The sequence below is a fragment of the Limosilactobacillus secundus genome (assembly GCF_020784695.1).
Classification (GTDB): domain Bacteria; phylum Bacillota; class Bacilli; order Lactobacillales; family Lactobacillaceae; genus Limosilactobacillus; species Limosilactobacillus reuteri_F.
This window is the reverse complement of sequence record NZ_JAJGUA010000029.1, coordinates 68,140-87,057: the sequence shown is the minus strand read 5'-3', so window position 1 is coordinate 87,057 and position 18,918 is coordinate 68,140. Positions and strand designations below refer to the sequence as shown.

At 38.6% G+C, this 18,918-nt stretch carries 21 protein-coding genes; 3 read left to right on the top strand and 18 right to left on the bottom strand.

Annotated features, from left to right (window positions below):
• Nucleotides 1-31 precede the first annotated feature (31 nt).
• A complete protein-coding gene (locus LMB57_RS04230) occupies nucleotides 32-490 on the bottom strand; it encodes a hypothetical protein (RefSeq protein WP_229271310.1) in 459 nt (152 codons plus the stop codon).
• Nucleotides 483-923, bottom strand: a complete 441-nt coding sequence (locus LMB57_RS04225; RefSeq protein ID WP_229271309.1) for a DUF948 domain-containing protein — start codon at nucleotides 921-923, stop codon at nucleotides 483-485. Before LMB57_RS04225 ends, LMB57_RS04230 begins: the two co-directional genes overlap by 8 nt.
• A 142-nt stretch (nucleotides 924-1,065) precedes the next feature.
• Here LMB57_RS04225 and LMB57_RS04220 point away from each other — a divergent pair, with 142 nt between their 5' ends.
• Nucleotides 1,066-1,941, top strand: coding sequence for a mechanosensitive ion channel family protein (locus tag LMB57_RS04220; protein ID WP_229271308.1), 876 nt, complete (start codon nucleotides 1,066-1,068; stop codon nucleotides 1,939-1,941).
• A complete protein-coding gene (locus LMB57_RS04215; protein WP_229271307.1) occupies nucleotides 1,931-2,767 on the top strand; it encodes an HAD-IIB family hydrolase in 837 nt (278 codons plus the stop codon). Before LMB57_RS04220 ends, LMB57_RS04215 begins: the two co-directional genes overlap by 11 nt.
• A 109-nt stretch (nucleotides 2,768-2,876) precedes the next feature.
• Here the strand turns inward: LMB57_RS04215 and cbpB are convergent, their stop codons facing one another.
• From cbpB to murI, 4 genes are read right to left on the bottom strand one after another with little or no spacing between them, the layout of a single operon-like run.
• Complete coding sequence (gene cbpB, locus LMB57_RS04210; protein WP_229271306.1) at nucleotides 2,877-3,320, bottom strand: cyclic-di-AMP-binding protein CbpB; 444 nt, start codon at nucleotides 3,318-3,320, stop codon at nucleotides 2,877-2,879.
• Nucleotides 3,321-3,335: 15 nt separating this feature from the next.
• Nucleotides 3,336-3,860 carry a metallophosphoesterase family protein gene (locus tag LMB57_RS04205; protein WP_229271305.1) on the bottom strand — a complete coding sequence of 175 codons (525 nt, stop codon included), beginning with the start codon at nucleotides 3,858-3,860 and terminating at the stop codon, nucleotides 3,336-3,338.
• Between the two features lie 5 nt (nucleotides 3,861-3,865).
• Entirely contained in the window at nucleotides 3,866-4,453 is a 588-nt protein-coding gene (locus LMB57_RS04200) for an XTP/dITP diphosphatase (protein WP_229271304.1), read from the bottom strand.
• 1 nt (nucleotide 4,454) lies between these two features.
• Nucleotides 4,455-5,258, bottom strand: a complete 804-nt coding sequence (gene murI, locus LMB57_RS04195; RefSeq protein WP_229271303.1) for a glutamate racemase — start codon at nucleotides 5,256-5,258, stop codon at nucleotides 4,455-4,457.
• Nucleotides 5,259-5,412: 154 nt separating this feature from the next.
• Between murI and LMB57_RS04190 the strand changes: the two genes are divergently transcribed.
• Nucleotides 5,413-5,967: a YslB family protein gene (locus LMB57_RS04190; RefSeq protein ID WP_229271302.1), complete on the top strand. Its 555-nt coding sequence runs from the start codon at nucleotides 5,413-5,415 to the stop codon at nucleotides 5,965-5,967.
• A gap of 54 nt (nucleotides 5,968-6,021) precedes the next feature.
• Here the strand turns inward: LMB57_RS04190 and trxA are convergent, their stop codons facing one another.
• The 12 genes from trxA to ruvB form a co-directional block, all read right to left on the bottom strand.
• Nucleotides 6,022-6,336, bottom strand: coding sequence for a thioredoxin (gene trxA, locus LMB57_RS04185; protein ID WP_019252905.1), 315 nt, complete (start codon nucleotides 6,334-6,336; stop codon nucleotides 6,022-6,024).
• Between the two features lie 90 nt (nucleotides 6,337-6,426).
• Entirely contained in the window at nucleotides 6,427-8,802 is a 2,376-nt protein-coding gene (locus tag LMB57_RS04180) for an endonuclease MutS2 (protein WP_229271301.1), read from the bottom strand.
• A gap of 1 nt (nucleotide 8,803) precedes the next feature.
• A complete protein-coding gene (locus LMB57_RS04175) occupies nucleotides 8,804-9,340 on the bottom strand; it encodes a CvpA family protein (RefSeq protein ID WP_229271300.1) in 537 nt (178 codons plus the stop codon).
• Nucleotides 9,341-9,438: 98 nt separating this feature from the next.
• Nucleotides 9,439-9,735, bottom strand: a complete 297-nt coding sequence (locus tag LMB57_RS04170; RefSeq protein WP_229271299.1) for a DUF1292 domain-containing protein — start codon at nucleotides 9,733-9,735, stop codon at nucleotides 9,439-9,441.
• A 9-nt stretch (nucleotides 9,736-9,744) separates the two neighbouring features.
• The gene (ruvX, locus tag LMB57_RS04165; RefSeq protein WP_229271298.1) at nucleotides 9,745-10,188 is read right to left on the bottom strand and encodes a Holliday junction resolvase RuvX; all 444 of its coding nucleotides are present in this window, start codon (nucleotides 10,186-10,188) and stop codon (nucleotides 9,745-9,747) included.
• Nucleotides 10,185-10,451 (bottom strand): IreB family regulatory phosphoprotein, encoded by a 267-nt coding sequence (locus tag LMB57_RS04160; protein WP_229271297.1) that lies wholly within the window; start codon nucleotides 10,449-10,451, stop codon nucleotides 10,185-10,187. The genes ruvX and LMB57_RS04160 overlap by 4 nt, the downstream gene beginning before the upstream one ends.
• Before the next feature lie 420 nt (nucleotides 10,452-10,871).
• Nucleotides 10,872-13,526 (bottom strand): alanine--tRNA ligase, encoded by a 2,655-nt coding sequence (alaS, locus tag LMB57_RS04155; RefSeq protein WP_229271296.1) that lies wholly within the window; start codon nucleotides 13,524-13,526, stop codon nucleotides 10,872-10,874.
• A gap of 258 nt (nucleotides 13,527-13,784) precedes the next feature.
• Entirely contained in the window at nucleotides 13,785-15,158 is a 1,374-nt protein-coding gene (locus LMB57_RS04150) for a DEAD/DEAH box helicase (RefSeq protein WP_229271295.1), read from the bottom strand.
• 13 nt (nucleotides 15,159-15,171) lie between these two features.
• Complete coding sequence (locus tag LMB57_RS04145) at nucleotides 15,172-16,131, bottom strand: DHH family phosphoesterase (RefSeq protein ID WP_229271294.1); 960 nt, start codon at nucleotides 16,129-16,131, stop codon at nucleotides 15,172-15,174.
• Between the two features lie 127 nt (nucleotides 16,132-16,258).
• Nucleotides 16,259-16,723 (bottom strand): preprotein translocase subunit YajC, encoded by a 465-nt coding sequence (gene yajC / locus LMB57_RS04140; RefSeq protein WP_229271293.1) that lies wholly within the window; start codon nucleotides 16,721-16,723, stop codon nucleotides 16,259-16,261.
• Between the two features lie 71 nt (nucleotides 16,724-16,794).
• Complete coding sequence (locus LMB57_RS04135; RefSeq protein WP_229271292.1) at nucleotides 16,795-17,883, bottom strand: tRNA-ribosyltransferase family protein; 1,089 nt, start codon at nucleotides 17,881-17,883, stop codon at nucleotides 16,795-16,797.
• A gap of 12 nt (nucleotides 17,884-17,895) precedes the next feature.
• Nucleotides 17,896-18,912 (bottom strand): Holliday junction branch migration DNA helicase RuvB, encoded by a 1,017-nt coding sequence (gene ruvB, locus LMB57_RS04130; protein ID WP_229271291.1) that lies wholly within the window; start codon nucleotides 18,910-18,912, stop codon nucleotides 17,896-17,898.
• Between the last annotated feature and the right edge of the window lie 6 nt (nucleotides 18,913-18,918).

The window sequence follows — 18,918 nt, the reverse complement described above, 5'->3', positions numbered from 1 at the left end:
GCTGAGAAATCTCTCAGCTTTTTTATTTTACTTATTTATCGGCTGTCTTAGCGTCATCTTGATCTGCTTCATCGTCTTCAGTAGATGCTGGCTTTTGATCACTAGTAGCATCGATAATAATATCGTTATTATCTTCATCTGCTTCTTTATTCTTCGCTAATTCCTCACGAATATCAGCAGTTTGCTTATCAAAGTCATCATTAGTCATATGATTAACTACTTTATTGGCGCTATCTTTTACCTTACCCTTAACATTATTAACAGCATCCGCAGCGCCACTCACCTTATCGTTCAAGTTAGAATCACTCATAAGATCATCAACAATGTCTAATGCGTCTAAGGTGTAATCAGTCACATAATCAGCAACTTTATTAATCTTTTCATCAATGCTTTCTTTCAATGCTTCTTTTTTAGCTGGTGCCATTTTCTTCCATGCAGCATATGTTGCAGCTCCACCTAATAATATCCCAGCAAGTAACTTTTTACTCATTATTTGTCATTCCTTTCTTTTGCTTCCGATGCTGTCTAAATCTGTTGAAAGCATCTAAAACAAGTGTCTTTCCTGCAAACTTAAAAATACTCCGGTCAAATTGTCGTTTCTCACGACGCAGCCGAGCTTTTTCGACCATTTCTTGAAGTGAGGCATTCACTTCTGAAACACTCTGACTTACATCTGCGACTGCTTTAACCGCCGGGTCTAGTTGTTCTGATTTATGGTTAATATCGTCTAACAATGTATTCGTGTTACTTAGCACATCCTCCATTTCTTGGCTAAGATAATGAACATCCCGCGTTAAAGTTGTAATACTTTTATTTGTTTCTTTCATCGTCTTACTCAATTGATTCAACAGGATACATGCAAAAATGACTAAGATTAGGAATGCGATTGCCGCAATTAACCCTGCCAACTGGCCAAAAGTCATCTGATAATCCCTCCTTTAGTTTTCAAAATACTTATTCAATACTAAGAATATCATAAAACAAATAAAAACGATAATCTAGTGTAGTCGACAGAAGCTTGTCTTCCCTGTTAAAATATTTATTAGTATTTTTTAGGAGGTTATTATGATTACTGGTGCCACTTCTCTTACGTCAAAACAGATGGAACAATTAAAAAAAGCTTTTACAGATTTATCTTGGCACGAAATTTCACAACAACTTTTAAGTAAATTTCTTTTAATTATCGTTACGTTTGTCTTATTTTTAATGCTTTTATGGTTAGGACGAGTTATCATTGTCCACCTTTTTCAAGAATCAAAAAAATACAATGTACTAAAAAATAGCAATCGAATGGCAACGGTAAAAGCCCTTGTCTTAAATATTTATCGCTATACTTGTTATTTTTTCTTATTATACGCCATATTATCAGAAATTGGCGTTCCAGTAGGGACACTGATTGCTGGAGCCGGAATCTTTAGTTTAGCCTTAGGACTTGGGGCTCAAAGTCTTGTTAGTGATATCGTGACTGGCTTTTTCATTTTACTTGAGCAACAATTAGACGTTGGCGATACTGTCCAAATTGGTCAAATCAAAGGAACTGTAACTGCTCTTGGTATCCGCACCACTCAAGTTACTAGTTCTGATGGAACACTTAATTTTATTCCTAACCGTAACATTACCATTGTTCAAAACCTTTCACGAAATAATATGGTTAGCAATGTTGATATTCATATTACTTCAAAGACCCCGCTTAACAAGGTAGAAGAAATTGTTACACAAGTGAATAAAAAACTAGTTCCACAAATAAAGGCACTACAATTAAAACCAGTTATTGTCGGACCAGTCGTTACTCCAGACGGTGCGCTCGTTTTTCGCGTGACAATAACAGCAGTCAGTGGAAAACAATCAACTGTCGCTAGTCGCTTTTTGGCAGCATATCTTAAAGAATTACGAACAAATAATATTCCAATTGCCTGGGAGGGAGTACCTAATGAGTATTAAATTAATTGCTACTGATATGGACGGAACCTTTTTACGAGACGACCATACTTACAATCATTCTTTATTCGCAAAGGTCTTTCATCAACTTGAACGCCATAATATCTACTTTGTCGCTGCTAGTGGATCCAGTTTCCCACGGTTGCAACGAGAATTTAAAGACTACACCGCCAAGATGGGATTTATTTCGCAAAACGGTTCAGTTATTCATTTAGGAAGCAAATTATTTAAATCTTTTCCTATTAATCAGGAATCTTTAGCCCGGGTTATTCATGTCCTTGACCGTTTCTATGGCCCGCAAGATATTAATCAATTAGTAATCTCTACTAGTGAAAAATCTTATGTTGATCAGGGGATGAGTATTCACGATTTTAATATTGTGAAACTTTTTTATGAAAATGTAGAGCGTATCCCTGATATCCGGCAGATTTTCACTCAACGGCCAACTGAAGATTTTACCAAGATATCAATTAATTTCGCTAACCATATCGATCTTAAAAAAGTTGCAACAACCTTAGATGGTTACTTACCGCCATCTTTAATCATGGAAAATTCAGGCTTTAATACTGACTTAATCGGTAATGCTGCTGCAACTAAACAAAATGCCCTTTCCCTTTTGCAGTCCCACTTTAATTTAAAGGCAAATGAAATTGTTACGTTTGGCGACAATGAAAATGACCTCGGAATGTTAGCGATGACAAGTCAAAGCTACGCAATGCAGAATGCACAACCGATTATTCAAATGCAAGCTGCCCACACCACAACAATTGATAATAATCATGATGGTGTCTTGCAGACTATTAACCAGTTAATTAAAAATGAAGGATAAAAAGAAGAGGCCTCCAACGTTCGATTTTGCCAAGCGCTGGAGGCCTATGTTGTACTGCACTATTTGTTTTTTTATGAAAGTAACTTGACTTATGTCACAGCCACTTTCATTATTTTCCAAAAGTATGCATTGTATAATTGACCGCTTTTAATACTTCACGACGTGTCACAATTCCGCAAAAGTAATTATGATCGTCCACCACCGGTAAAAATGACTGGTCAATTAAGAGGTGTAAATTTTCTTCGATATCAGTTGGATCTTGGATAACCGGCGCATCGGTTTGCATCACATCCCTGACCGTTAATTCATTTAAGCGTTCTACATTGATCCGTTTTGTCTCCAATAATTGGTCAGTAATCATTGCCAAAGAAATTTGACCGCAATAATGGTTTTTATTGTCAATCACAATAATTTTAGCGTAACGATCCTTAGTAAGAACTAAGAATGCATGATCTAAACTATTACTTTGGTTTACCGTTGCGACTAAACTGGCAGGGATCATAAACTTCTGCTTATTTTTCAGCAATAAAGTCCGTAAACGCTGATCAATCACAAAAAATACACTCCTTTATTTTTGACGACTGAATTCACAATGTAATCCAGGAAGAACTTCCATCTGACGGTTATAATAATCTATAATAAACCGCTCAGGCTGTGCATCAATAATTGCAAACGTTCCCCCAAATTTAGCATATTCACCACGAGGAAAACTGATACTCCCAGGATTAATTATTAGCATTTGATGATCATAAACGGCGCCTAACTGATGAGTATGCCCATAGCACACAATGGATGCACCCTTTTCTTGGCCAGTAAGCATCAGAGGGGTTAGAGAAAAATTGACCCGCTGTAAATGGCCATGAGTGATATAGAGTTGCTCTTGACCAGCATTAATTACCAACTCATTAGGGTACGATAAACCATAATCATTATTCCCCTTCACTGCTTTAAAATTGCTCATTGGTTCCCGATTAGGAGCTAATTCTGAATCGCCACAGTGAATCATCAGGTCAACCTGATCCCTCATTTTTTGAACAATCTCTGTCAAAATTTTTTCTTCTCGATGGTTATCACTTACAACTAATAGCTTCATTTTTATTACCACCAATCATTAAATTGCTTCATAAATGACCGTAATGCTCGTCCACGATGACTAATTTGATTCTTTTGGTCGGCTGTTAACTGGGCCATTGATTTGCCTAATTCATCAACATAAAAAAGCGGGTCATAACCAAAACCGTTTTTTCCTGTGAGTTGATGAAGAATATGGCCATCAACCCGACCATTGGCAACTAATTTGGTTCCATCAGGCTTAATTCCGACGATGGTAGTATGGAAGTGGGCAGTCCTTTTTTCATCAGGTACCCCATTTAATGCCGATAAGAGTTTAGTATTATTAGCAGCATCGTCATGATCACCAGCATACCTTGCTGAGTATACACCTGGAGCACCTCCAAGGGCATCAACCACTAATCCCGAATCATCCGCCATAACAGGTAATTGAAGTTCATTAGCAGCTGTAGTGGCTTTAATTGTTGCATTTTCTTCAAATGTTTTACCATTTTCATTAATTGCTATTGGTGCAAAATTGGCTAATGTTTTTACTTCAATTCCTAGGGGAGCAAGCATCTCTTGGTATTCACGCGCTTTCCCGGCATTCTTTGTTGCAATTACGATTGTTTTCATTTTAACCTTCCTCGTTTAATTGAATATGTGCACACTTGCGGTAGCCATTCGGTAACCATTGTTGTGCACCAGCAACTAAGTCTTTAACATCTCCCGTTGAATAAAGGTCGATACTTGATGCTAAATCATTACTCAATTGATTTTCACTAGTTAACAATTCCTTTGCCTGTCTGATTGTCTCAAATGCAGGATCAATTAACTGAACATTAGATCCTAATTTATTATGAATTTCTTTTTGTAAAAACGGAAAATGGGTGCATCCAAGGATCAAAGCTTCAATCGATTGATTATCAAATACTTTTAATTCAGCATCAACAGCTTTTTGTGCTTCAGTTGTCCCTGTTTGCCCATGTTCAACAATTGGGACCAGTGGTTGGGCGGAAGAACTGATAACTTTTAAAGCAGGATTGAGTTTAGCTAACGTTTTAGCATAGGCGCCATTTTTAATAGTGGATTCGGTGCCAATTACCCCAATTTTTTTATAATGATGTTGGGTAGCAGCCATGGCTCCTGGTTCAATTACCCCAATTACTGGAATTGGTAATTCATTTTGAAGAAGTTGAAGAGCTGCTGCAGTCGCGGTATTACATGCAATTATCATCATTTTTACGTCTTGTTTTAACAAGAATTTTCCAATGCGTAATGCTAATTGCTGAATCTGTTCTTTTGTCTTAGTTCCATATGGAAAATGCCCTTGGTCACCCACAAAAATTACAGATTCTTGGGGCATTTGTTCACGAAGTACACGGGTTACAGATAGGCCGCCTAGCCCTGAATCCATAACCCCGATTGGTCGTTTATCCATTCTCTTCACCTCGTTAATTCATTAAAACGTTTAAAACCTTGAAACTATATTATCCGTTTCTCCATAAGATTTTGCAAGTTTTTCAGGTTTAACCCTATTAAGATCTTGAAATTTAAGTATAATAATAATGATTGTTAAAAAGGAGCGAGTGGATATGAGTCAGAAATTATATAATCAGTTAATAGCCGGTCATCAAGGACTAGGGGCTGGAACAATGCGCGACGTGATTTTACCAGCCATCCTAGGCAAAGAAACCGATGAGATGCTATATTGGATTGGTAAAGATCTCGCTCGAGTATATCCTGTTGCTACAGCCGAGGATCTAGTATATCTCACTAATCAGCTTGGCTTTGGCCGTTTAGCTTTACGTAAAAAAAGCAATACTTCTCAAGTGTGGCGGCTATCAGGGGTAATTGTAAAGGAACGGATTCAAAGAGACGAAGAGGAAACCTCCTTTGGTTTAGAGTGTGGTTTTCTTGCTCAAGAAGTAGAGTTTCAACTTGGAACGGTTGCAGAGGCAAAGATCTTTGACCGTCACCGTGATTATGTTGATATTTTGATTCAAAACGATCCACAAAGTTCAGCTGATAATGAACGATCTGAGATGGTAACATTCATCACTGTTGATCGCCCTAACGAAAAAGAAGACGCACCTAAAAAAGAAACTCGTCATTCACTACTAAAGCGACGAAAAAAAGATAAAAAATAAGTTTAAAATACTAAAAAGCTGGAAGAAAACAAAAAGTTTTTCTCCAGCTTTTTTCTAATCAACATATTGTTGTAAAATTTGCTTTAATTGATCCTCACTATGGTAACCAATGATTTGGTCTACTACCTTACCATCTTTCTTAACCATTAATGTAGGGATACTCATAATCCGGAATTTTTGTGCAGTTTCTGGATTTTGGTCAACATCCATCTTAAAAAATTTAATATCAGTCATCTTATCAGACAGTGCATCGACTACTGGAGATTGCATCCGACATGGACCACACCAAGTTGCCCAAAAATCAATTAAATCAACACCAGTTGCAGTATCTTGTTCAAAGGTTTGATCGGTAGTTACGTTTACAGCCATCTTCAATTCCTCCTTTGTTTTTCTTAACGTTATTCTAACAAATCACTTCTTAAATGTCATTTAAGTTGCTTACTTTTTTATAGTAAGTGATTATAAATTAACAATTGTCGCTCCATCCCCTCCAGCATTAGGAGAAGCATAGGAGAATGATTTAACTTGGGGATTGCTTTGCAAATATTGTTGCGTTCCCTTACGAAGAGCACCAGTCCCTTTTCCATGAATAATTGTTACTGTTGAAAGATTATTCAATAATGCATGATCAATAAAGTTACTGAGCTCACTCATTGCTTGTTCATAACGATGCCCCCGTAAATCAAGACGGGCCGAGGTTTTACGTGTTTGTGTCGTTCTCACAGCAGCCCGTGGTCGTCGCTTTGCATCTTTTTCTCGTGGGAGATCTTTCTTAGCTACTTTTTCAAGATTATTCTCATCAATTTCCATTTTAAGAATCCCAATCTGAACTTCCCACTTGTGGTTCCCCCGCTTAGATAAAAGTTCTCCATATTGACCATAAGATTTTACCAAGACTGCATCACCTTTATGCAAATCATGCTTTTGCTTAGCCCGTTGCAATACAGAGTTGTGTTGCAACCGTGGATTATCCTGATGAAGAGCATTTAATTGCCCTTGTGCATCAATTAATTCATTTTCTTTTACATTTCCGCCCTGCTGAACCTCTAACTGGCGCAAATGATGAATAATTCGGTCAGCCTTTTTCTTCGCCATCGCAACTTGATGATTAGCCTTCGAACGTGCTTGTTCATATAACTTATCACGCTGTTCATTAAAGCGGGTGAGTTTCTCATCAAGGTCACGCTGAACTTTTTCATTTTTGGCTACTAGTTTTGTTAGCTTTTCACTTTCTTCGCGTGCTTTTTTCCGTTGCTCTACTAAATCACCAATCATATTGTTAAGGTCTTGACTATCATCACTAACAAATGTCCGTGCTTCATCAATAACCTGGGGATTAATTCCTAATCGCTGAGCAATCTCTAATCCATTCGACCGCCCAGGAATCCCTAGTAGTAATTTATACGTCGGCTTAAGAGTTTCTTGGTCAAATTCCATACTAGCATTAATCGTCTTAGCACGATCATATCCATAAACTTTGAGTTCAGGATAGTGGGTTGTAATTACAACCATGGTTCCTTTACTGCCAATATCATCAAGAATAGCCATTGCTAAAGCAGCCCCTTCTTTGGGATCAGTTCCAGCACCAAGCTCATCTAGAAGGACTAAGCTACGACTTGTAATTTGTTCAAGAATGGCTTTTACTCCATCCATATGACCAGAGAAAGTACTCAAATTTTGTTCCAATGACTGTTCATCACCAATATCCGCAAATACATTATCAAAGATCCCAATTGTGCTGCCTTCTTCTGCAGGAATAAACAGGCCGGATTGTCCCATCAATTGGATGATTCCTAAAGTTTTAAGCGTAATGGTTTTACCACCAGTGTTGGGGCCGGTGATAATAATCGCCTGATAATCTTCCCCAATCTTAATGTCATTTGTCACTACTCGTCGAGGATCGATCAAGGGATGGCGAGCTTTTCGTAATGAAACGTGATTTTCTTTGCTTAAGAGTGGGAGTGTTGCCTTAGTATCATGTGCCCAGCGTGCCTTGGCATTAATAAAGTCAAGGTGTCCAAGAATTGCTTCATTTTGACCAATATCATGCCGGTAAGGAGCAATCATTTGTGATAATTCAATTAACACTCGTTGCATTTCTTGTCGTTCTTCTATTTGCGCTTGTCGTAACCGATTATTAGTTTCTACAACAGCTGCTGGTTCAATATATAAAGTTTGTCCACTAGCACTTTGGTCATGAACAACCCCACCAAATTTATTTCGGTAGCGAGCGATTACTGGAATTACATAGCGGTCATTTCGCATTGTGACAATCGGGTCACTTAAGTATTTCGCATTTTTCCCGCGCGTATATCTTTCCATTTGTTGGTGAATTTCTGCTTCCGTTTGGGTAATTAATTGCCGGATACCATGGAGTTTAGCCGATGCTTCATCATTTATCCGCCCATCAGGATCAATCGAACGAACTAGCCGCTGAGTAATTGAAGGAATTGTAACTAGGCGGTCAACTTGGGTAGTTAAAAACCGTAGTTTAATTTTTTTCTCCCGCATCTGGTCAAAAAAGTTTTTTACACTCATACTAGTTTGCAGCACTTTTGTAATTTGAGCTAATTCCGTGCCGTTCAGATTGGCCTTAATTTTCAAACGTTTCAATTGCGGTTTGATATCAGCTAGTTGCGGAATAGGAATCCCGTCTTCTAATCTTAAAATATCGGCTCCATCAGTAGTTTCTGTCAAAAGTTCTTTGACTGCCTCGTAATCAGTTTGTGGAACAAGCTGCATTAATTCGCGGCGACCAGCTGCGGAAACAAGGTATTGAGCAAGTTGTCCTTTTATTCGATCAAATTCTAATGTTTCTAAAATTTTGTTATTCATTTTATCCTCCCTGTACTAGCGTATCAATTACTAAATGCGCTATTCCTGGTGTTTGATTAATCATAAAACGCGCTAGTTCCGAGTTTGCTATTTGCATTTGCCACCAACCTGCTGGAAACAATTGCATAATTAGCAAAACAACGTAAATAATCAAATAGCCAATCAAAAATGAGATTAAGCCACCCGCAATTTTATCAAGTGTCCCCACCACTGGAATCCTCTTTATCCAGTTTAACTGACGAATACCCCAGTGACAAAGAATTGAAACAATTGTAAAAATTATCATAAATGCAATCCCATTATAAAAGAAAAGATTACTATTTACATTTGCAAGCAAACTCTCGGAGAAAGTTGCCGGGGTTCCAATATTTGGTAATAATGATTTTAACCAACCCCCAATCAATTGCGCTCCCTGACGAGCAACGATCCAAGCTACTATATATGTCCCCAGCATTAACGTCATTGTCAATAATCCGCGACGATGACCATTAATAAAGCACCCCATTAAAATCAAAATAATAAAGGTTGTTAAAATCATCCTAATGATCCTTTCATTCTGCTTGTAAAGAAAAAGGACTGTGACAAATGTGTCTACAGCTCCCTTTTGTTAATATTTTATTTATCCTGGAATTTTAATTAAGCCTTAAAATTACCATCATTATCAAGGAAAGTATTTAATACTTCTTCAACCATGTCCCACTCCTTATCATCTTCAATTGGAACAAGGTCCTGTCCATCGTTATCTTCATTATCAGCTATAATGTAAGCTTGGATGTCAACGGAATCATCATTTTCTTGTTCTGCGGGATAGATAAAGATATATGATTTGCCATAATCATCAGAATCAAACGTAAACAATTCCTTAAATAATTGTTCATTACCATTCTCATCAATTAACGTAATCATGTCTTCGTTATTGTCTTGTTTACTCATTTTAATACCTCATTTTAGCTTATTCACAAGGCGGCCATGGCGATCCAAATAGCTTTGTAAAATGAATGTTGCTGCAACTTCATCGATAACTTTTTTCTGCTTAGCACGTGAAATATCCGCTTCTTCAACTAGCATTCGGTGTGCCTCAACCGTCGTTAAACGTTCATCTTGAAAGTCAATAGGAATATCTGGAAAACGTTGTTGTAATAACCTGCCATAGTGCTGAGATGCTTCAACACGAGGACCTTCTGTATTATTCATATTTTTAGGAAGGCCAATTACAAACCCAGCTACCTGTTCTTTTTTCACTAACTCGGCAACACGATCAATCCCGAAAATTTCGTTTTCTTCATCAATTGGAATAATCTCAACTGCTTGAGCCGTCCAACCGAGAGGATCACTTACGGAAATACCAACCGTTTTAGAGCCAACGTCTAATCCCATTAATCTCATTTAGTTTCACCGTTATTCTTTAGGTATGACCGAACAAGCTCTTCAATAATTTCGTCACGTTCATGTTGACGAATCAAGTTACGTGCATCATTCAAACGCGGAATATAAGCAGGATCACCAGATAAAAGATAACCAACAATTTGATTAATCGGGTTATATCCCTTTTCTTCTAATGATTCATAAACCGTCTTTAATGTTTGCTTCATATCTTCTTGACATTCTTGACCGAAATCAAAGAACATCGTTTTATCATTTGTAGCCATCAATCGTCACCTCCAGATATTCTTTTCAACCATCCATTTTACTATATTCTTATTGAAATCACAATTTACATTTGTCAATTGTAAGTAAACAGTAATATTAGTTTTATCTCAAACTACAAGTTTTATAATTATAGCTGATAATAGCGTTTCTTGATAGTATTTTTTATTACTTTAAGAAGTTCTTACAAAAAAGAAAGATTGAAAGAACTCAAAAATTGGTTTCTTTCAATCTCTTAGACTGGGACTGTGACATAAGTCAAGTTACTTTCATAAAAGACAAATGGCGCAGTACATCAATGGCCTCCAACGCCCAGTAAAACCGAACGTTGGAGGCCTATTGTTGCTTGCGGGGGCTCCCAGAGGCTAGCTTCGCGGCAAAAAACGAAGTCACAAGCAACTTCTGTCTCGCTCCCTTTTGATTTACTTATCGAGGTAATCTTTAGCTTGGCTTAAAGCTTCCTTGATTCCGGCTGGATTCTTTCCACCAGCTTGGGCGAGGTTTGGTCGACCGCCACCGCCACCATTAATAGCTGGCGCAATCGCCTTAATAAGGTCACCGGCTTTTAAGCCTTCCTTAGTTTTATCATCACTAACAGCCACTAATAAGTTTGCTTTACCATCACTAGCTGTCGCAAGAACAAGAACATCAGAAAGAGCCTTTGAACGCCAAGTATCAGCAAGTTGCCGTAATTGGCCCATTCCAGCAACTTGAACTTCGGCAGCAATTAAACTTCCATTCTTGGTTGCTTGAACGTTTTCAAAAACATTATTAGCTTGTTGAGCAGCAATCTTAGCTTGGAGGGCCTCATTTTGCTTTTGAGCTTCCTTAAGTTCATTTTGCAGTGTTTCTACTTGGTGAGGAACCTCCTTAATCTGAGCAACCTTCAAACTAGCAGCACTCTTTGTTAAGAGGTCATCACGATCTTGGAGGAACTTAAAGGCATCACTGGAAGTTACTGCTTCAATCCGCCGTACTCCAGCACCAACTCCTCCTTCAGAAACAATCTTGAAGAGACCAAGCTCATTCGTGTTTTTAACATGGTCACCACCACAGAACTCAGTGTTAAAGTCACCAATCTTAACAACCCGAACCTTATCACCATACTTATCTGAGAACAAGGCGATAGCACCCATTTCCTTAGCAGAATCAATATCAGTTTCCACTGTCTTGACTGGGATTTCCTTCCAGATTTGCTCATTAACCATGTTTTCAACCTTCTTAAGGTCCTCAGCAGTTACCTGGCCAAAGTGGTTAAAGTCAAAACGTAAGTAATGTTCTTCAACTAATGATCCGGCTTGTTGAGTATGACCACCAAGAACGTTCCGTAATGCTTGGTCTAACAAGTGGGTTGCTGTATGGTTCTTTTCAATCTTAAGGTGACGAATACGGTCAACAACCAGTTTGTAACGAGCACCCTTTTTAATAGGGGCAGTTAATTCTACCCGGTGAAGGTTTTGCTGGTTTGGTGCATGTTGGACATCAACCACGCGACCAACTTTTTTACCATAGTTATCAATAATGTCACCAGTATCAGCAACTTGACCTCCCATTTCAGCATAGAATGGGGTCACGTCAAAAATTAGTTCAATGTTCTTATCATCTGGTTGTGCTTCATCAGCTTGTTGACCATCATGTGCTAAACCAATAACTTTTGCATTATCAACGGTCAAATCAGTGTAACCAACATATCTGCTATCTTCTTTGAATGAAGTCCACAAATCAGTTTGAACCCCCATCCCGTTATCCATATCACGGGCATTACGAGCACGATTTTGCTGCTCCGTCATTGCTGCTTGGAAGCCCTTTTCATCAACTGTTAATCCTTCATCTTCGGCATATTCCTTGGTTAATTCAATTGGGAAGCCATAAGTATCATAAAGCTTAAATGCTGTTCGCCCATCAATTTCGTTGGTCTTATTTTCCTTAGCTTCAGCAATCACGTTATTCAACAAGTTTAATCCGCCATTTAAGGTTGCACTAAAGCGATCTTCTTCTGATTCAATAACCGAAGCAATATAGTCAGCATTTTTAAGAACATCAGGATAGTAATCTTCCATGATCTTGCCAACTGTTGGAACCATCTTTGCTAAGAATGGTTCATCGATCCCCAGCTTCTTTCCAGCAACAACTGCTCGCCGAAGCAACCGTCGAATAACGTATCCACGACCAACATTTGAAGGCAAGGCGCCATCCCCGATCGCAAAGGTAATTGTCCGAATATGATCAGCGATAATCTTAAATTGAATATCGTCTTCTTTATTTTGACCATACTTCTTAGTACCACTAAATTCTTCAGCTTGCTTAATTAATGGCATGAATAGGTCGGTTTCAAAATTAGTAGGGGCATTTTCAAAGATTGAAACAACCCGTTCAAGGCCCATTCCCGTATCAATATTTTTATGCGGAAGTGGTTCGTAAGTATCTTCTGGCGTATGGTTAAATTGACTAAAGACAATATTCCAAATTTCAAGGTAGCGTTCATTTTCACCACCAGGATAATTTTCTGGATCATCATCGGCTAAATTATTAAATTCTTGACCACGGTCATAAAAAATTTCTGTATCTGGACCAGATGGACCTTGACCAATATCCCAGAAGTTATCTTCATCAGCAATTAGGTGATCTTCAGCAACACCTACTTCACGCCAGCGATTATAAGCGTCATGGTCTTTAGGGTAATAAGTAATGTATAGCCGTTCAGGATCAAAACCAAACCATTCATCACTTGTTAGTAATTCCCAAGCCCATGGAATTACTTCATTTTTAAAGTAATCACCAACAGAGAAGTTACCCAACATTTCAAACATAGTATGGTGCCGAGCAGTCTTACCAACATTTTCAATATCGTTCGTCCGAATACTCTTTTGTGAACTTGTCATCCGTGGATTCTCAGGAACAACTTTCCCATCAAAGTATTTCTTCATTGTGGCAACCCCAGAGTTAATCCATAGTAATGTTGGATCATTTACTGGAACTAATGATGCACTCGGCATAACTTGGTGGCCATGCTCTTCAAAAAACTTCAAGTACATCCGCCGTACTTGAGCACTATTTAGCTTCTTTAACTCTTTCATCAAATCGCCCTTTCTAAAACAAAAACCACCATTGCGAATCAGAGACGCCGGATTGACGCGGTACCACTCTGCTTGCAACGATGGAATTCGTTTACCTCTTTACTTCTTGGTTGCCCAAGGTTAAATATCAAATTATCCGAATGGGGAGCACTAAGGCTAGGAAATCAGTTGTCACACCTTACCAACTGTCTCTGAAATTTTCCATTAGTTATAGCATGTCCCAAACGTGTCATATTATAGCGAACAATTACTTTAAAATCAACGGGCATTTCGTTCACGGCGATGTTGTTTTTGTCGTGCACGCTTAGCTTTCCGAATTTTATGTCGTAATTCTAGCTTTCGTTTTTGCTGTTCGTCTTCTTTAATCGCCTTTTTAATCCGTTTCTTATAACCAGGTTTAACCTTTTTCTTAGTCTTTTTTACGTAACCCTTCATTGACGGATCAAGTTCATTTTGCCGCCGCTTATAATGCTTCCGGCGATTACGGTCATGGGTAGTTACTAGTTGACCATTCTTTAATTCTTTTGGTACAAATTTAACTCCCCGCTCCTCAAGCTTAGCAATTAAATCGTCTTCTGCTGGCTCATATAAGGTAATGGCAGTTCCCTTCATCCCATTTCGCCCTGTACGGCCAACCCGATGAACAAAGTATTCAAGATCAGTTGGCAAGTCGTCATTAATTACTAATGATACTCCATCAATATCAATTCCACGCGCTGCTAAATCAGTTGCTACAACATATTGATATTCAAGATCACGAATTTGCCGCATTGTCCGTTTCCGACGACGAGCTTCCAATCCCCCATGAATCATCGCTACTTTTAGCCCTTGATTTTCTAAATACTGAGTTAATTCAACTGCTCGTTCTTTTGTATTAGCAAATACTAACGCAAGATATGGTTCTCCAAGAGTCAATAAACGATAAATTAGCTGGTTACGATCTTGCCCCTTAGTTGACATTAACCAATTATCAACGTCTGGATTGATTACTGCTTCAGTAGGAATTTCTTCAACTACTGGGTTTTCCATATATTTTTTTAAGAAGGGGCGTAGTTTCTGCGGAATCGTCGCTGAGAAAACCATCATCTGAAGGTCATCAGGAAAATGACTAGCAATTTGGTCAACTTCATGTAAGAATCCCATATCCAATGTCATGTCCGCTTCATCCACCACAAACATTTTTGCTGTATGAATATCCAATGCTTGACTCTTGATTAAGTCTAATACTCTTCCTGGAGTTCCAATGACCAATTGAGGTTGTTTTCGGCTTAATTGGTTAACTTGATGCTGCTTGTCTGTACCACCAACATAATTGTGAATGGTAAGAGGATGAGGAGCATATTTATTAAGCTGCTTGGCCGCATTATAAATTTGGTATGCTAATTCCCGGCTAGGAGTTGTAATTACTGCTTGAACAGTTTGATCTTCCGGACTAATCTTTGAAAAAATCGGTAAGAGGAAGGCATGTGTTTTTCCACTACCAGTCGCTGATTGCCCCACAACACTTCGTCCCGCCATAATCACTGGTATTACTCGTTGTTGGACCGGTGTTGGTTGACGAAAATTAATTTTTTGAATTGCTGTTAACAGATAAGGTTGTAACTGAAAATCAGCAAATTTTTTATCACTCATAGCTATTTCCCTTTCATTTTTGGTTTGCGTAACTTTGTGTTAATTGGTCCAATTCATCAATCACTTGTTTAATTTCTGCTTCATCTTTAGCCTTGGCGCCACTAGCAAGGGGATGCCCGCCGCCATCGTGCTGCTTAGCTAATTCATTAATTGTTGGCCCCTTTGAACGGAGACGAATGCGATAATGGCCATCTTCTTGTTCTACAAAAATTGCCCAGGCAATAACATCATGAATTCGACCCGGTAAAGAAACAATTGCGGACGTCCCGGCTTCAGTTAATCCAAATTGTTCTAAAATTTCATTGGTTAAGATAACATATGCGGCTCCATTATCTAGTATCTGCAAATTTTCATAAACATATGCTGATAGCCGAGCCACTGGTAAGGTAATTTCATTTTCGTGCTGACTAATTTCCGCTGCATTTGCGCCGGCCGCCATTAACGAACCTGCAACTAGCATCGTTCGAGGAGTTGTTGCTGGATAAAGGAAACGTCCTGTATCGCCAATAATTCCTGCGTATAAGGCATGGGCAGCCTTCTGGGGAAGAGTTAATTCTTTTGCAAATCGTTGATAAAAACTATAAATCATTTCAGAACAGCTAGAAGCATCTGGTTCAACCCACATAATATCGCCAAAGGGTTCATCATTAGGATGGTGATCAATCTTAATAAGCTTGTCCCCATTATCAAAGCGTCGATCATCAATTCGTGGCGCATTTGCTGTATCCGTAACAATTACTAATGCATCATCAAATGTTTGATTGTCAATCGTATCCATTTCACCGATCCAATCAAACCCTGGAATATGCTTTCCTACAACATAAATTTGCTTATATGGGAATGAAGCACGCAAAATTTCTGCAAGGCCAACTTGTGAGCCAATCGCATCTGGATCAGGGCGTTGATGCCGATGAATAATTATTTTATTGTATTTTTTGATTTGTTCAAAAATTGCTGTTAATGGATTTGCCATTATGCTATTTCTCCTTACCCGAATAAAATTTAACACTATCTTTTAGTATAGCAATAAACGCGATTAACAACCAAATAAAAAAGATGAAAATATTCGCTTATTTACGACTATTTTCATCTAAATTAAATTATTTTTCTTCACTGTCTTTTTGTTCATCACTAGCACTCGCTGCAGATGGCGATTCACTAGCAACACTATCTGCTGAAGTATTTTCAGAACTAGCGGCCGCAGAACTAGCAACAGCTTTATGATCTTGTGAAGCTTCATTAGCTGGTGCATCTGCTCGTTTGATAACGCGGGCAATTGCTACCATATCAAAAGTAAGATAGATCCCTTCACAATCTAATGTAACTGTCCGGTCAGCCTTATTGATTGAATCAATCTTACCATGCATCCGGCCAATCGTAACAACTTCATCACCTGGGTGTAATTCATTCATCATCTCTTGGTGTTCTTTACGTTGCTTTTGTTGTGGGCGAATCATAAAGAAGTACATTAATGCTACCATTAAGATGATTAAAATAATTCCTGAGTAACCACTTGCATTATTAGATGAAGCAGCACCAAGAACAAAACTACTCAAACTATTCACGGTTTATCCATCCCTTCAAAAAGTTAACTAATATTAACTTTAACAAACTTTACTATAAAAAGCTATATGCTCTATTGATTCTGCAATAATTCTTGAACAAATTTTTTTGTTTGACGATTTTTAATTGCCTGTCGTAAACCACCCATTAATTTATTGAGGGTAAACAGATTATGCTGTAGCAGAAGTTGTTCACCGTAAAGACTATGATTGGTAATTAAGCTATGGAGCAATGCCCGCGAATAGCCCGCGCGACAAGTAGCACATGCACATTGACGATCGAGTACTTGGAAATCGAAGCTAAAATGTTGCCGATCAAGATGAAGAACTGTTGTCCCTTGATTAACTAATGCAATCCCATTCGCCGCTTTTTTAGCTGCTAGATTGCTATCAATTAAATCTACTCCTGCTAAAACTGCCGCTAGCATCTGGTTAAAAGAAAGTGCAGCAGGGAGATAGCGTAGTTTCTTTTCTTCTAGTTTAGGCGTAATTTCGTTAACAATTCGACTAAATTCTTGATCATCTAAGTTGCTAGGAATTCCACTCAACCGATAGCCGCTTAATCCAGCCTCATCAACTGCCTTAATACTAGCTGTTCGCAAAGCTTTTAAGCCGCCACCAACAATTGAACCAAGTGCTTGTCCTTTTTTGGGGGTGACATCAGATAACCAGTCATTGGTTTGGTTTACCCCAGCGTTTAAATCGTCAACTGGCGCATAATAATCTGTTGCTTGGTCAAAGCTTTGAAAAATATCAGCCCCGAGCGCTTCTTGAACTTGAAGAGCAGTTTCTGGTTGCCAAAATTTTAGTTGTCCCGTTACCGGATCATGAAAACGAACCCCATCATGTTTTTTTCCGCGTGGCTTTGCTAAGTGATAGGCCTTCTCAGTTTCCAAATCCACAAATAAAAGGCCATCCCACTGAAAAAGTTGGTGGAGATCTCCTAATTTTTCAGTCATCGAGGCATATTTTAGCCACCGCTTTAACCCACTTGTCTTAACTGCATTTACACCAGCCTGATTAAGCTGGATAGGTGATAACTTTGCTAATTCATCTCCACTTGCAACCAAAGCCGGTGTTTCAATTTGTCGTCCATTAACCTGCAAAAGTCCGGTTCGTGCTTGGCCATCACTTTGATTAATTGTAAATTCTAACTTACTCATAATTTTCCTCAATCAATTTTTATCAGTAGGATACTCAATCCCTAAATGTTCATATGCTGTCGGTGTCACTAACCGGCCGCGAGGGGTGCGACTAATAAAGCCAATCTGTAATAGATATGGTTCATACATTTCTTCAATCGTATTAGTTTCTTCACCAATATTTGCCGCAATTGTTTTTAATCCTACTGGACCTCCATGGTAGAAATTGATCATCGTTAACAGCATTTTCCGATCAATCTCATCTAAGCCCCGATCATCAACTTGGAGAAGGGATAATGCTTGCTTAACAATTGTCGAATCAATACTTTGTTTCCCTGCTACCTGGGCAAAATCACGTACTCGTTTTAAAAGTCGATTTGCGATTCGTGGTGTACCACGTGAACGAAGAGATAGTTCGTGGGCCCCTTCATCTTGAATACTAGTATGGAAAATCTTGGCAGAACGAAAAATAATTTTTGTCAATTCATCTTGACTATAGTAGTTCATGTGTTCAACAATCCCGAAACGATCACGTAATGGTGCCGATAACATTCCGGCTCGTGTCGTTGCCCCAATTAATGTAAATGGCGGAAGGGGAAAATGAACGGGGTGCGCAGTTGGTCCCTCGCCAATAACAATATCAATATAGTAATCTTCCATCGCTGAATAAAGCATTTCTTCCACAACTTTGGGTAACCGATGGATTTCATCAACAAAAAGGACATCCCCCGGTTTCAGCTCATTCAATAAAGCTACTAAATCCCCTGGCTTTTCAATCGCCGGCCCACTAGTCGTTTTAATATTAACGCCCATCTCATTAGCAATTACCATCGCCAAAGTTGTCTTTCCTAATCCTGGAGGACCATATAACAATACATGATCAAGGGCTTCTTCTCGGGATTGAGCAGCCTTAATATATACTTCTAATTCGTGCTTGATTTTAGGTTGACCAATATATTCCCTCAATTTCTGCGGTCGAAGAGTTATCTCAACCTGGCTTTCTTCTTCTCCGGATGGGTGATCTGATAAAATACCATGATCATTTTCCACAAGTCC